Origin of the sequence: Aureimonas glaciei, from assembly GCF_014643375.1 — a bacterium.
Lineage (GTDB): Bacteria > Pseudomonadota > Alphaproteobacteria > Rhizobiales > Rhizobiaceae > Plantimonas > Plantimonas glaciei.
In genome coordinates, this window is record NZ_BMJJ01000010.1 from 95,749 (window position 1) to 108,776 (window position 13,028).

Consider the following 13,028-nt stretch of genomic DNA (forward strand, 5'->3'; position numbering starts at 1 on the left):
TTCACCCGCCCATGCGCGTCTGAGATAGCGTATATTCGGTGTGTGCGTTGCGATAACATCACAATTTAAGTAGCTTCTGAGCTCTAAGGAAAGATACGCCACTGTCACCGATACAAGGAGAGCAGGAAGCTTGTGTCAGCCTGAATGACAAGACTACGCTAACATCTTGGACCATGGGGATTATCAAGACATTTACAGCGGGAAATCATGGGAAGCGTTGGAAGCGCCGCTCGGAAGAGGTGAGCGCCGGGCTGGTGCCGGGAGCGAACCCGCACCGCGCGGCGTGGCCGGGACAGGACCGGTGATCGCGCGGCTGCTTCGACGGCTGGGCGCAGCCCTGGGGCTGCGGGTCGATGCGCGCCCGGCGCGCCCCGAGGCCGGCGACGTCCTCTACGCCATCGGCGATATTCATGGCCGTGCCGATCTGCTGCACGCGCTGTTTCGCCAGATCGATGAGGACCAGGCGGACCGCGCCGGTCCCGCTGGCGTCGAGATCGTGCTGGGCGACTTCATCGACCGCGGCCCGGCCTCGCGGGCGGTGATGGACCTCATCCTTTCCCGCCGCGCACTCGGGCGCCGGGTCGTCGTCCTCAAGGGCAATCACGAGGAGATGCTGCTGCGCTTCCTGAAGGATCCGGCGGCGCTGAAGGGGTGGCGCAAGATCGGGGGATATCCGACGCTCCTGTCCTTCGGCGTTTCGCCGCCGGCCTTTCTGGATGCGGCAACGGCGACGGCGTGCCAGCATGAATTTCGCGCGGCCCTGGGGACCGCCCATCTGGCTCTCCTCGGCGGGCTCGACCTCAGCTTCAGCAATGGCGGGTATTTTTTCGCCCATGCCGGGGTCGCTCCCGCCCGGCCACTGAACCGCCAGCGCGCCGCGGACCTCATCTCGATCCGGCGACCGTTTCTCGATCACGACGAAAGCTTCGGCCAGGTCGTCGTTCATGGTCATACCCCGTGCCGCGCGGTGGAGTTCCGGAGCAACCGGATCAACATCGATACCGGCGCCTACGCCACGGGCGTTCTCACCTGTCTCGTGCTCGACGGTGACGGGCACCGGCTGCTGCAGACCTGACGATGCCGCAAAAGGCGATCGCGGCGGAGGGCGGTGAGAAGGAGGTCGGGGCGTTGCCCGGCGCCTTGCCGCGGCGGCATTCTCTCGGCTTCCCCCGGTCCCGGATTCGCGAGGCCGATTTCACCTGTCTCGTCACCACGGTCCGCGCCGTCCTTCTCGTCGGCATGCTTTCGCCCATGCCGGCGCAGGCGCAGGGGAGGGACATGTCGGTTCCAGGCGCGAGCACCGCCGCGCCCCATGACCAGGCGGGAGACCCGAGCGCCCGGACGCCGGCAGCCGAACTGCCGGGCCCCCGCCGCGATCGGCCGGATCAGGCCGTCGGGCCGGCGAAAGCGGAGCCGGATGCCGCGCGCTTCGGGGAATCGGCGCCTCTGCGGGACGGGGCTGAGCCGGAAAAGCTCTGCGCGGCGCTCACCTCTGGCACAGCGACTGCGCCGGCGTGGCAGCGCAGCGCCTTGCCGGACGAAAGCTGGGAGTGCTTCGCCGAGCGCGTCTTCGCCGCGGAGGAGGGTGGCGGCTCGGTGTTCGCAATCCTGCGCGGTCGCGCCGAGAGCGGGGTCGACGGTCTCAGGCTGAAGCTCAACCTGCCCGACGACGCGGCGGGAGCAAAGGCGCAGCAGGCCGCCGAGGAAATCCTGCAAGCCGTCTTCGCCGCCCTCGACAGGGACCTTCCGCAGGCCCTTCGGGCCGCGCTGGCCGAGCACGTGCCGCTGAGGCAAGAGACCGGCGGCATGGTCATGGAACTGCGCCGGGAGTTCGGCCCTGTTCCGCGCTACAATGTGATGGTCGATTTCGCGGCGTCACCGGCGAAGCGGTGAACCGCCGGGCGGGGTCGCGTCTTTGAGGGGCCGGGTCTAATTCTGTATCGCGGCGGCGGATGCCCGTCTCGCTGTGCGAGCGAGAACGGCCTCCTGAAGCACGGCGGCGACCACGAAGGACAGCTGGAAGGCGGCGCCGGCGCAGACGGCGAAACCGAAAGCAGCCAGCCAGGAGGTGGCGCTGGCCAGGGCCAACAGGCCGGTCACGAGGCTGACGACCAGGGACAGGACGACCATCCAGGGCAAGGTGGTGGTCGTCCCCGACAACAGACCGAAGCCTGCCGCCGCGGCAATCAGCAAGAGCATCGTGTTTCTCCCATGGTCCGCCCGAAGCTTTGGGCCCCACATGTTAACAAGCCGTTCCGCGCCGACCCCTCATATCTAAGCGGTTATCGCCTCAAATTACCAGTGAGCATTTATCGCGTCTTGACGATCAGGTCGATCGGCCGGTGCGGGCGGACGATCACACGGGCCCGCAGCGGCACGCGATCGAAGAGGTCGATGATGTCCTGGTTCATGAGGCGGATGCAGCCGGAGGTCGCGCCGTGGCCGATCGACCACCATTCGCCGGTGCCATGCAGCCGGAAAAGCGTGTCGCGGCCGTCCTGATGAAGATAGAGCGCCCGCGCGCCGAGCGGGTTCGACGGTCCGCCGGCGAGGCCGCCGGCATGGCGCGCCACTTCCGGCGAACGCTGGATCATCTCGTCCGGGGGCGTCCATCGCGGCCAGGAGCGCTTGGCGCCGATCGCTGCCTCGCCGCTCCACGATGCGCCGGCCTCGCCGACGCTGATGCCGTAGCGGATCGCGGTGCCGCCCTTTTCCACCAGGTAGAGAAAGCGGTTGGTGGAATCGACGACGATCGTCCCCGGCGGCTCGCCGGCGCCATAGGCCACGCGCTGGCGCAGAAGACGGGGATCCATTCGTGCGGCCGGAACGGCCTCGACGACGAATCCCTTGTCGACCGTGCGGCCGTAGGAGGCGGGCGGCAAACGCTTGCCTTCGGCCGCCGGCGCGCTCCCCGCTGCCAGAAGCGCGACCGTCACCACGGCGAGGAGCCGAGCCCGGCGGGAGGGGCCGGTCATCGCCCGCACCAGGCCGACGGCGGCACGCCGGGGCGGTGGCGCCCATGCGTCAGATCAATGGGGTGCATGGCGGCCGTTCCCTTTGGCCGCGGCGTCGCCCCAGACCGTCCCGGCCTCGCCCGACGAAGACCATCGGTGGCCACGGCGAGAGTAACCCGCACGGCCCGGGCCGAACAGGCGGCGGCGCGATTTTCCAGCGCCGGGCCGGACCTCGCCGGACGTTTTGCTCGCCGTTCGGGCGCGAAGGGGTGGGGCAAAGGGAGGCGAAGGAGCGGGTGGTCGGCGCCGCGGGGCTCGCGCTCCCTCTTGCTCGGAGGCGATGGCCGAGGGCTCGGCGATCAGTTCATCGCGTACCAGAGGCGCGGATTCTCGGACGAGGCGATCTTCAGCCAGGTCAGGTCGGTGCGATGCCATTCGGTGAGCCGATCGTTGCGGCTGTCGAGGACGAGGTCGCCCCTGCTGGTGCGCACGACGAGAACGGCATGGCCTTCTCCGCTGCGGATGCGCGTCACGGCCATTTGCAGGGACGCGGCGGGAAACCCGGCGCGGATGAGGAGGTGCCGCTTGGTCAGCGCAAAGTCCTCGCAGTCCCCGGCCGCCATTCCGACGCTCCAGACGTCGGCCTTGTCGTGCTGCGGCAGCATCAGGCGGTTGACCCGGCGGTTGATCCGCGCCAGACGCATTCGGGCATGGAGGTCCCAGGCGATGGTCGCCTCGACGCCGCCGCGGCACTCGCCGGGTTGGCGCTGGCAGAACAGGATGTAGGAAAAGGGCGCCAGCGTCGTCCTGTTGGCGGTGATGTGCGCCGACGGCTCGATTTCAGGTGCGATGCGGGCGAGGCCGCTGAGGTCGGCCTGTGCCGGGAGAGGCAGCACCGCCAGGATAGCCAGGCCGGCGCATAGTCTCCCTAAAAACCCTTGCGCCCGCATTTTCCAGCTCCGGTTGCTTCCGGACCGTAGATATACTTCGGCGTTTTATTTCACGTTGCCAATATGGGTCGAATTTTAGAGGCTTGCGATGCTGCGACGACGGGCTGGCTCCGGTCGCGTCCGGCCGGGTCCGGGCGTGGGTGAGTACGGCATCCCAGGCCTGCGGCGGGACCGCGCCAACCGGCGGCCGCGCGGTGGGGCAGGGCGGGCGTCAGTTGCGGCCGAGCGCGTCGTAGAGGCCGCGCCGGGCGCCCCGGACGGGCACCGCGTATTGCTTCTGGGCGGGCTGGAAGGACCGAGTCGACAGGGCTTCCGGTTGCGCGGGGGATGCCTTCTGTCCATGCGGGCAGGTGTCGATATGGGGGCCGTGCCACAGGTCGCAATGCGGGCAATGCCAGGCGGTGCGCGTCATCCTAACCTCCAAAACAAGAGATGAACCGGGAGGTTAGGCTCGAAAACTTGCCTCAGAATTATGCGCCGGCGTCCGGTTCCCGCCGAGCGGCCGCGGGCGGGCCGGAGCCCTGCCCCCCCCCCCCAAAAAAAAAGGGCGGTCGCCCGACGGCTACTGAAGCTTTCCGACGACGGCTTCGATGGTCTTCTGCAGAACCGGCACGGAGATCGGCTTGACCAGGAAATTGTTGACGCCGAGGGCGGCGGCCTTCTGCACGAGCTCGCGGTCGCCGCGGCCGGTGAGGATGATGAAGGGCGTCTTCTTCGTCGGCGGATAGGAGCGCACCGCCTTCAGGAGCTGCAGGCCGTCGACCTTGGGCATGTTGAAGTCGGAGATGATGATGTGACAGGGCGCGCTCATCAGCATCTTCAGCGCCTCCTCGCCGTCCACGGCCATCGTGATCTGCGAAATGCCCAGCTGGTCGAGCGCGTCGCGGATCAGCATACGGCTGGTGCGCTGGTCGTCGACGATCATGACTTTCAGTTGCGACTTGAAGGCCATACCCTCTCCTTCTCGATTTCTGGAATGGCGGAGGGTGACTTCGGCCGGCCGCCCGATCTTCTCTTGGCGCAACCGGCGCGAAAGTCCAGTCCCGTCTCGGGCGCGGCAGGCTCAGGCGGCGACGCGGCGGATGGCGTCGACGAGCTTGACGGGATCGAAGGGCTTGACGATCCAGCCGGTGGCACCGGCGCCGCGGGCTCTCGCCTTCTTCTCCGGATCGCTCTCGGTGGAGAGGACGAGGATCGGGATGACGCGGCGGTTCACGTCGGCGCGCACTTCCTCGATGAACTGCAGGCCGTCCATGCGCGGCATGTTGACGTCGGTGATGATGACGTCGGGATAGGCCATGCCTTCCAGCACTTCGAGGCCGTGCACGCCGTCCTCGGCCTGGACGACGATGAAGCCGGAATCCTGCAGGGCGCGGCGCAGCATTTCGCGCATGGTGCGCGAATCGTCGACGGTCAGGATCGTCTTGGTCATAGGGAGANCCCGCCGAGCCGCTCGACATGCGAGGCGTCGATGGCGATGGCCTCGCCGCGGGCGGCGACGAAGCGCTCGGCGAGCGGGCCGGCCGCCGTGAGGTCGAGATGGGCCGGCAGGTCGATGACCAGGGCGTCGATATTGTCGTTCATCAGACTTTCCTTCCGCCCTCTTCGGGGCGCGGCGTGGCCGGCTGCGGCATCGATCGGGTTATTCCGCGGCCTTGAGCCGCTCGAACAGGGCGGCAATTTCCGGGTCCAGGATTTCCGTTTCCGGCTCCTGTGCGCCGTCGCCGTCGGCCAGCCGTTCGAGCGCCAGATCGCAATCGAACTCGGCGAAGTCGAAGATTTCGCGGATCGCATCCTCGCCGGACTGCGTGGTCAACTCGATCGTCCAGGACAGGAAGGCCCCCTCCGGGACGAGCGCGTCGAGGAGCGGCGTGGCGCTGGTATCGCAGAACACGTCGCCCGAGCCGAGCGCGAGGCACTCCCGGATCAGCCGGGCGCTCTCATTGGCATTGGCGTAGAGCTCCGGCCGGGGCGTGAAGGTGATGCGGAACTGCTTTTCGCCGCCGTCGAAGAGGTTGCCGAAATCCACGGCGACGGGCGTGAAGCCGAGGTCCACCTCAGCTTCACTTTCGGCCTCCGGCTCGTCCTCGACCTCCGCCTCGGCGCCCGGGATCAGCGCCCGCAGCTCGGAATAGACGCCCTCCTGCTCGCGCGACACGGCGACGAGATCAGCCAGAACGCCGGCGGCGCGGCGCAGCAGCGATAGGACCGGCGCCTCGAGCGCCAGACGGTCCGACCGGATCTCGTTGAGGACGCCCTCGAAGGTCCGCGAGAAGCGGACCAGTTCCTTGAGGTGAAAGGCGCCGGCGCCGCCCTTGATCGAATGGACGGCGCGAAAGACCCGCCCGACGGTCTCGCCGTCGTGGGCGCCGCTTTCCAGCGCGCCCAGTCCCGACTCCAGTTCGACCAGTTGCTCGGCGCATTCCTCGAAGAAGGTCTGCCTGATTTCCGTCATCGCGCTCAATGCACTACCCCCACTCCCAGATGCGGCACTCCGCGCCTGGTTCCCATCCTGATTTCAGCCACTGTCGGCGCATCCGTTGTCGATGCTGCCGGTCCTTCGCTCCGTCCGCCGCCGCATCGGCGGAGCCGAGAAGCGTGCCGCCAGAAGCCGTCGAGGCGCATGATTCGCCAGCGGACGAAGGCGTCGCCCGGACCAGCCTTTTGCTTTGCGGTCCGGCGCGGGCGGACTGACAAGGGCCGCCGCTCTGTAACAAATCCTTACCAATGTACTGCAGGAGCCAAGTCAATCGCCGTCGCTCCGATCTGTCTCGACCATAGGAAGGGAGTCCCTAATTTTTTAGTCTATGGCACTACCACCGAATCAGCACCGCCGGCTTGCGGTTTGGGGCCACGGGCGCGTTCCGGGGCGGCGTTTCGGTCAGCGTGCCGAGGGTGTGATGGCATGCCGCACGCCGCGCCGGCCGCTCTCCGCCCAAGCATAGAACGCTGGTATTGTTGCTATCCCTAAGCAATCATCATGAGATTTCCGTTGATTCATGATAAAATACCGCGGGTCTTTGTTTAGAATCGTTATAATTCGATAAAATGTAATTTGACACTGCTGATCATGTTTGCGACCACGGCCGGACCTGGCCGTCCCCCCGGGGAAGGCGCTTGCTCCGAGGTTTGCCATGAAGAAATCCTTTGCCCGCATCGTCAGCCTGGCGGTCCTCGCCGTCGCGGTCGGTTCGGTTGCCGCGCGCGCCCAGGACGCCGCCAAGGGCAGCATCGTCGTCTACAACGCCCAGCACGAGAGCCTGACCAAGGAGTGGGCGGAAGGCTTCACCCGCGACACCGGCATCGAGGTGACGCTGCGCAAGGGCAGCGACATGGAATTTGCCAACCAGCTGGTGCAGGAAGGGGCGGCCTCGCCCGCCGACGTGTTCCTGACGGAAAACTCGCCGGCATTGGCGCTGGTCGACAAGGCCGGACTGTTCGCGCCGCTCTCGGAGGCGACGCTGGCCGAGGTCCCCGCCGACCGACGCCCCAGCAACGGCCACTGGATCGGCATCGCCGCGCGCTCGACGGTCTTCGCCTATGACAAGACCAAGCTTTCGGAAAAAGACCTGCCGGCCTCGATCATGGATCTCGCCAAGCCGGAATGGCAGGGCCGCTGGGCCGCCTCGCCCTCGGGCGCCGATTTCCAGGCGATCGTCAGCGCCATGCTGGCGCTGAAGGGCGAGGACGAGACCCGGGCCTGGCTGACGGCGATGAAGGCCAACGCCACCCCCTACAAGGGCAACAGCACGGCGATGAAGGCGGTCAATGCCGGCCAGATCGAAGGCGCGGTGATCTATCACTACTACTACTTCGGTGATCAGGCGAAGACCGGCGAGAACAGCCAAAACGTCGCGCTGCACTATTTCCGCGGCCAAGATCCCGGCGCCTTCGTCAGCCTCTCGGGCGCCGGCGTCCTGAAGACGAGCGCCAACCCTGCCGCCGCCGAAGCCTTCGTCAAATGGGTGGCCGGCCAGGGCGGGCAGGCGGTGCTGAAGGACGGGACCTCTTTCGAATACGCGGTCGGCAAGGACGCGGCGTCGAACGCCGCGCTGGTTCCGCTGGCCGAGTTGGACGCGCCGCGCGTCGTTCCCGACACGCTCGACAATGCCAAGGTGACCGACCTGATGACCGAAGCGGGCCTGCTGTAAACTTCGCCCGGGGTCCTTTATGAAGGGCCCATCGACACCCTGCGCGCCAGACGCGGGGTGTTCTCCGTCGAGACCCTCATGACGTCCATCGCCCAGCCCCTTGCCGACGACCGCCGGTCCGCCCCTGGCCTGCCCGCGCCGAAATTGCGACGCCTGCGGGCTGCCGGCCTGCCGCTGCAGGCCGTGGCGATGGCGGTGTCGCTGCTGGCGCTGGTGCCGCTCGGCTTCGTGATCGTCGTCGCGGTCCAGAGCGGGTGGGACACGGTGGTCTCCCTGGTGTTCCGGGGACGGGTCGGGGAACTCCTCGTCAACACGCTCCTGCTCGAGCTCTGCACGCTGCCGCCGACCATCGTCCTCGCCGTGGCGCTGGCCTGGCTGACCGAGCGCACCGACCTGCCGGGCGGGCGGCTGTGGACTTGGCTGGCGGTGACGCCGCTCGCCGTCCCCGCTTTCGTCCACAGCTATGCCTGGATCAGCGTCGCGCCGGGCATGCACGGCCTCGGCGCGGCGACGCTGGTCTCGATGCTGGCCTATTTTCCCTTCCTCTTCCTGCCGGTCGCCGGTCAGCTGCGGCGGCTCGATCCGGCGCTGGAGGATGCGGCCGCGGCCCTCGGGCAGGGCCCCTTTCAGGTCTTCTTCCGCGTCGTGCTGCCTCAGCTCAGGCTCGCCATCTGGGGCGGTGCGCTGCTCGTCGGCATCCATCTCCTGGCCGAGTACGGCCTCTATGTGATGATCCGCTTCGACACCTTCACCACCGCGATCGTCGACCAGTTCCAGTCGGCCTTCAACGGGCCGGCGGCGAACATGATGGCGGGCGTGCTCGTCTTGTCCTGCCTCGTCCTCATCGCCCTGGAGCGCGCGGCGCGCGGCAGCGAGCGCTATGCCCGCGTCGGGTCGGGCGCCCCGCGCCGGCGTCCCCGCCAGCGCCTGGGACGGGCGACGCTGCCGGCGCTCGCTCTGCACGGCAGCATTGCGGCACTGTCGCTCGGCGTGCCGGCCTATACCCTCGGCCGCTGGCTCTGGCTCGGCGGGGCTGAGGCCTGGCTGACGGGCGAGGTCGCTGCCGCCCTCGGCACGACGCTGGCGCTGGCCTTTGCCGGCGCGCTGGTGACGACCCTCCTCGTCGTTCCCATGGCCTGGCTGTCGGTGCGCGCGCCGAGCCGCCTGCAACGCGCCCTCGAGGCGTGCCATTACTATGTCGGCTCGCTGCCGGGCGTCGTCGTGGCGCTGGCGCTGGTCACCATCACCGTCCGCATCGCCCTGCCGCTCTACCAGACGACGGCGACGCTCCTCGCCGCCTATGCGCTGATGTTCCTGCCGCGGGCCCTGGTCGGGCTTCGCGCGAGCATCGCGCAGGCGCCCGTCGAGCTCGAGCAGGCGGCGATGGCGCTCGGGCGCTCGCCCTTCGCCGCGCTCTGGCAGGTGACGCTCCGCCTCGCGGCGCCGGGTGCGGCGGCCGCCTTTGCGCTCGTAGCCCTCGGCATCACCACCGAGCTGACCGCGACCTTGATGCTCTCGCCGAACGGCACGACGACGCTCGCCACGCAGTTCTGGGCCCGGACCAGCGAGATCGACTACGTCGCCGCGGCGCCCTACGCCTTTCTGATGGTGCTGTCGTCGCTGCCGCTGACGCTGCTGCTCCAGGCGCAACTGAAAAGGAGCGGCAGACGATGAGCTTTCTGCGCCTCGAATCCGTCACCCGTCGCTTCGGCACGGTCACCGCCCTCGACGGCATCGACCTCGACATCCCCAAGGGAACGCGGACGGCGATCGTCGGACCCTCGGGCTCGGGCAAGAGCACGCTGCTGAACCTCGTCGCCGGCTTCGACGCGCCCGACAGCGGCCGCATCCTTCTGGACGGCGAATGCCTCGCCGACGGGCGGCGCGTCGTGCCGGCGCACCGGCGCGCCATCGGCGTGGTGTCGCAGGACGGCGCGCTGTTTCCGCATCTCGACGTCGAGGCCAATATCGGCTTCGGCCTGCCGCGGCGGGCCGCCGACCGGCAGACGACGATCACGGGCCTGATGGACCTCGTCGAGCTCGACCGCTCCATGCTCTCGCGCCGGCCGCACCAGCTGTCGGGCGGCCAGCAGCAGCGCGTGGCGCTGGCGCGGGCGCTGGCCCGCAAGCCGCGGCTGATGCTGCTCGACGAGCCGTTCTCGGCCCTCGACGCCGGCCTGCGCGAGGCGATGCGGGCGGCGGTCGTCGCCGTGCTCGAAAAGGCCGGCGTCGCTTCGCTGCTGGTGACGCACGACCAGGCCGAGGCGCTGTCCTTCGCCGATCAGGTGGCGGTGCTGCGGGAGGGACGTCTCGTTCAGTACGGTCAGCCGCGCGCCCTCTATTTCGCGCCGGCGGACCCGGTCACCGCCGGCTTTCTCGGCGACGCGATCATCCTGCCGGCGACGGTCACCGATGGCTGGGCGGATTGCCCGATGGGACGGGTGCGCACCGATACCGGCGGCCGACGCGGCGCGGCCGAGATCATGCTGCGGCCCGAGCAGATCCGGCTTTCACCGCTCCCTCCGGCGATCGCCGCCGGAGACAGGCCGGAGGTATGCCGGGCGCGCATCGAGGCCGTGGCCTTCGGCGGCTCGCTCTGCACCGTCTCGCTCGCGCTCGCTGGCAACGACGGCGTGGTGCCGGCCGGCGCGCGCGTCTACCGCGTCAAGGTGCTGAGCGTCCAGGCGCCGCTGGCCGGCGAAAGCGTCGCCTTGCATCTCGAAGGCGTCGCGCATCTGTTCCAGCCGGACCGTGCCGTCGCGGTCTGACGGGCTTCCCTCACGCTTCCAGCGCCGCTGGCCTTCCGCCGATCCAGACGCCGGCGACGTCGCGCGCGGCATCGAGATGCACGATGTCGGCGCGCCAGCCGGCCGCCAGACGGCCGCGCTCCTTTTCCAGGCCGAGATACTCCGCCGGATAGAGCGAGGCCATGCGCAGCGCCTCGTCGAAGCCGACCCCGACGGTCTCGGCGAGATAGCGCACCGCGCCGATCATGGTGAGATCGGAGCCCGCGAGCGTCCCGTCCTCCAGCGTCAGCCGGCCCGCGCGCCGCTCGACCCGCCGGCCGCCGAGGTGGAAGACGTCGTCATCGACGCCAACCGTCGGCATCGCGTCGGTGATCGCCATCAGCCTGCCCGGTCCGGTCTTGGCGCGCAGCGCCAGCGCGATGGCGGCGGGATGGACGTGGTGGCCGTCGGCGATGATGCCGCACCAGACCGCGCCGTTCGCCAGCGTCGCACCGACGAGGCCGGGCTGGCGGTGGCCGAGCTGGCTCATGGCGTTGAAGAGATGCGTGACGCCGCCGGCGCCGGCCGCGAAGGCGGCCTCGGCGGTGTCGAAATCGGTGTCGGTGTGCCCCAGCGAGACATGGATGCCGGCGGACGCCAGCCGGGCGATCTGCCCGGCCGTGACGCTTTCCGGCGCGACGGTGAGGAGGAGGGGGCGGATCGTCGTGGCGACCAGCGCCGCGAGATCGTCCTCGGTCATCGCGCGGATCAGAGCGGGATCATGCGCCCCCTTGCGGGCGAGCGACAGGAACGGCCCCTCGACATGCACGCCGAGACAGCCCGGCACGCCCTTCGCCACCGCCTCGGTCGCTGCCGCGATCGCAGCGTAGGTCACGTCGGGCCGGTCGGTGATGACCGTCGGCAGCAGTGCCGTCGAGCCGAAGCGGGCGTGCGCGGCGCAGATCGCGGCGATCCCCTCCACATCAGGGGACTCGTTGAACAGCACGCCGCCACCGCCATTCACCTGGATGTCGATAAAGCCGGGCGCCAGGAGGCCGCCGGCCAGCGCCACGCGCTCGATGTCCGCCTTCAGACGGTCGGCCGGCAGGACGGCTTCGATCCGGGCGCCGTCGACGACCAGCGCGTGCGCCGCCAGCCGCTTCTCGCCGTCGAAGATCTCGGCGCCGACGAGGGCGAAGCGGGCCATCAGACCGTCTCCGTGACCTTGGAAAGGCCCCGCGGCACGTCCGGGTCGAGGCCGCGCGCCCGCGCCACTTCCTCGATGAAGCCGTAGAAGGAAACCAGCATGGCGAGCGGGGCGGTCAAGGGATGGCCGGTCGCCACCGTCGGCAGGCGCGTGCCGGCCAGGCCCTCGCCGGCGACGAAGAGATGGGCGCCCTTGGCGTTCAGCCTTGTGCCGAGTTCGACGAGGCTGGGGAGGGCGGCGTCGTTCGGCGCGAAGACGAAGACGGGAAAGCCGCCATCGACAAGGGAGACCGGACCGTGCAGCAGTTCGGCGCCGGAATAGGCCTCGGCATGGATCAGCGAGGTCTCCTTGAACTTCAGCGCCGCCTCGGCCGCCACCGCATGGCCGACGCCGCGGCCGAGCGTATAGAGCGAGCCCGCCCCACGGGCGGCCGCGAGGGCGGGCGACCAGTCTTGCTGCAGCGCTTCCTCGAGCTGGTCGGGCAGCCGCTGCAACGCCGCGGAGAGGGCGGCATCCTCGGTCCAGGCGGCGAGCACCTCGAGGGAGGCCGCGACCGACACGATGAAGGATTTCGTGGCAGCGACGCTGTGCTCCTGGCCGGCGGCCAGTGGTACGACATGATCGGCGGCCGCCTCGAGCGGGGATCCCGGCACGTTGACGAGCGCGACCGTGCGGGCACCGCCCTGCCTTGCGGCGGCCAGCATGGAGACGATGTCGGGGCTGCGGCCCGACTGCGAGATGGCGAGCGCCGCGGCGCCCGCAAGCCGCAGCTTCGCGCCGTAGATCGAGACCACCGAGGGTCCGAGCGAGGCGACGGGAATGCCGGTGGAAATTTCCGCGGCATATTTGAAGTAGGACGCCGCATGGTCGGAAGAGCCGCGGGCGATGGTGACGAGGACAGGGGGCGCGAGCTGGCGCAGGGCGTCTCCCGCCGCCTGCATGGCGCCGCCCGACTGCGCCAGAAGCCGGCGCAGCGCCGCGGGGGTTTCGTTAATCTCGCGGCGCATGAAGCTCTTGGTAGCAGGGGGCATGACCAGCTT

At 69.0% G+C, this 13,028-nt stretch carries 14 protein-coding genes; 5 read left to right on the plus strand and 9 right to left on the minus strand.

Translation table 11 applies throughout. The features are described 5' to 3' along the window. Positions 1 to 301 precede the first annotated feature (301 nt). Together IEX88_RS19260 and IEX88_RS19265 are read left to right on the plus strand one after the other, a co-directional pair. Positions 302 to 1,075: a metallophosphoesterase gene (locus IEX88_RS19260; protein ID WP_244640363.1), complete on the plus strand. Its 774-nt coding sequence runs from the start codon at positions 302 to 304 to the stop codon at positions 1,073 to 1,075. A 2-nt stretch (positions 1,076 to 1,077) separates the two neighbouring features. Continuing rightward, positions 1,078 to 1,893, plus strand: coding sequence for a DUF6030 family protein (locus IEX88_RS19265; protein ID WP_188853843.1), 816 nt, complete (start codon positions 1,078 to 1,080; stop codon positions 1,891 to 1,893). 36 nt (positions 1,894 to 1,929) lie between these two features. Here IEX88_RS19265 and IEX88_RS19270 read toward each other — a convergent pair whose 3' ends face one another. From IEX88_RS19270 to IEX88_RS19305, 7 genes are all read right to left on the minus strand, one after another. Further along, complete coding sequence (locus IEX88_RS19270) at positions 1,930 to 2,199, minus strand: hypothetical protein (protein WP_188853845.1); 270 nt, start codon at positions 2,197 to 2,199, stop codon at positions 1,930 to 1,932. A gap of 110 nt (positions 2,200 to 2,309) precedes the next feature. After that, on the minus strand, positions 2,310 to 2,975 hold the full coding sequence (locus IEX88_RS19275) for a L,D-transpeptidase (protein ID WP_188853847.1): 666 nt from the start codon (positions 2,973 to 2,975) through the stop codon (positions 2,310 to 2,312). 338 nt (positions 2,976 to 3,313) lie between these two features. After that, positions 3,314 to 3,850 (minus strand): transglutaminase-like cysteine peptidase, encoded by a 537-nt coding sequence (locus IEX88_RS19280; RefSeq protein WP_188853849.1) that lies wholly within the window; start codon positions 3,848 to 3,850, stop codon positions 3,314 to 3,316. Positions 3,851 to 4,115: 265 nt separating this feature from the next. Further along, positions 4,116 to 4,316 carry a hypothetical protein gene (locus tag IEX88_RS19285; RefSeq protein ID WP_188853851.1) on the minus strand — a complete coding sequence of 67 codons (201 nt, stop codon included), beginning with the start codon at positions 4,314 to 4,316 and terminating at the stop codon, positions 4,116 to 4,118. A gap of 150 nt (positions 4,317 to 4,466) precedes the next feature. Beyond that, entirely contained in the window at positions 4,467 to 4,856 is a 390-nt protein-coding gene (locus IEX88_RS19290; protein ID WP_188853853.1) for a response regulator, read from the minus strand. A 111-nt stretch (positions 4,857 to 4,967) separates the two neighbouring features. After that, positions 4,968 to 5,336 carry a response regulator gene (locus tag IEX88_RS19295; protein ID WP_188853855.1) on the minus strand — a complete coding sequence of 123 codons (369 nt, stop codon included), beginning with the start codon at positions 5,334 to 5,336 and terminating at the stop codon, positions 4,968 to 4,970. Positions 5,337 to 5,546: 210 nt separating this feature from the next. Further along, on the minus strand, positions 5,547 to 6,359 hold the full coding sequence (locus tag IEX88_RS19305; protein WP_188853859.1) for an Hpt domain-containing protein: 813 nt from the start codon (positions 6,357 to 6,359) through the stop codon (positions 5,547 to 5,549). 679 nt (positions 6,360 to 7,038) lie between these two features. Here IEX88_RS19305 and IEX88_RS19310 point away from each other — a divergent pair. The 3 genes from IEX88_RS19310 to IEX88_RS19320 all read left to right on the plus strand — a co-directional run bounded on the left by IEX88_RS19310 (position 7,039) and on the right by IEX88_RS19320 (position 10,823). Further along, on the plus strand, positions 7,039 to 8,055 hold the full coding sequence (locus tag IEX88_RS19310) for an iron ABC transporter substrate-binding protein (protein WP_188853861.1): 1,017 nt from the start codon (positions 7,039 to 7,041) through the stop codon (positions 8,053 to 8,055). A gap of 78 nt (positions 8,056 to 8,133) precedes the next feature. After that, on the plus strand, positions 8,134 to 9,729 hold the full coding sequence (locus IEX88_RS27090) for an ABC transporter permease (RefSeq protein WP_188853863.1): 1,596 nt from the start codon (positions 8,134 to 8,136) through the stop codon (positions 9,727 to 9,729). Further along, positions 9,726 to 10,823: an ABC transporter ATP-binding protein gene (locus tag IEX88_RS19320; RefSeq protein WP_188853865.1), complete on the plus strand. Its 1,098-nt coding sequence runs from the start codon at positions 9,726 to 9,728 to the stop codon at positions 10,821 to 10,823. Before IEX88_RS27090 ends, IEX88_RS19320 begins: the two co-directional genes overlap by 4 nt. Positions 10,824 to 10,833: 10 nt before the next feature. On the opposite strand, the gene nagA is transcribed toward IEX88_RS19320, so the two are convergent. Both nagA and IEX88_RS19330 read right to left on the minus strand, forming a co-directional pair. Then, a complete protein-coding gene (gene nagA, locus IEX88_RS19325) occupies positions 10,834 to 11,988 on the minus strand; it encodes an N-acetylglucosamine-6-phosphate deacetylase (protein WP_308423857.1) in 1,155 nt (384 codons plus the stop codon). Further along, positions 11,988 to 13,019: an SIS domain-containing protein gene (locus tag IEX88_RS19330; RefSeq protein WP_244640365.1), complete on the minus strand. Its 1,032-nt coding sequence runs from the start codon at positions 13,017 to 13,019 to the stop codon at positions 11,988 to 11,990. Before IEX88_RS19330 ends, nagA begins: the two co-directional genes overlap by 1 nt. Positions 13,020 to 13,028 lie beyond the last annotated feature (9 nt).

Bases quoted from the DNA above. Each gene is read 5' to 3' on its own strand.
- IEX88_RS19265 (WP_188853843.1), top strand. From the start codon at position 1,078: ATGCCGCAAAAGGCGATCGCGGCGGAGGGCGGTGAGAAGGAGGTCGGG.
- IEX88_RS19270 (WP_188853845.1), bottom strand. From the start codon at position 2,199: ATGCTCTTGCTGATTGCCGCGGCGGCAGGCTTCGGTCTGTTGTCGGGG.
- IEX88_RS19275 (WP_188853847.1), bottom strand. From the start codon at position 2,975: ATGACCGGCCCCTCCCGCCGGGCTCGGCTCCTCGCCGTGGTGACGGTC.
- IEX88_RS19285 (WP_188853851.1), bottom strand. From the start codon at position 4,316: ATGACGCGCACCGCCTGGCATTGCCCGCATTGCGACCTGTGGCACGGC.
- IEX88_RS19290 (WP_188853853.1), bottom strand. From the start codon at position 4,856: ATGGCCTTCAAGTCGCAACTGAAAGTCATGATCGTCGACGACCAGCGC.
- IEX88_RS19295 (WP_188853855.1), bottom strand. From the start codon at position 5,336: ATGACCAAGACGATCCTGACCGTCGACGATTCGCGCACCATGCGCGAA.
- IEX88_RS19305 (WP_188853859.1), bottom strand. From the start codon at position 6,359: ATGACGGAAATCAGGCAGACCTTCTTCGAGGAATGCGCCGAGCAACTG.
- IEX88_RS19310 (WP_188853861.1), top strand. From the start codon at position 7,039: ATGAAGAAATCCTTTGCCCGCATCGTCAGCCTGGCGGTCCTCGCCGTC.
- IEX88_RS27090 (WP_188853863.1), top strand. From the start codon at position 8,134: ATGACGTCCATCGCCCAGCCCCTTGCCGACGACCGCCGGTCCGCCCCT.
- IEX88_RS19320 (WP_188853865.1), top strand. From the start codon at position 9,726: ATGAGCTTTCTGCGCCTCGAATCCGTCACCCGTCGCTTCGGCACGGTC.
- nagA (WP_308423857.1), bottom strand. From the start codon at position 11,988: ATGGCCCGCTTCGCCCTCGTCGGCGCCGAGATCTTCGACGGCGAGAAG.
- IEX88_RS19330 (WP_244640365.1), bottom strand. From the start codon at position 13,019: ATGCCCCCTGCTACCAAGAGCTTCATGCGCCGCGAGATTAACGAAACC.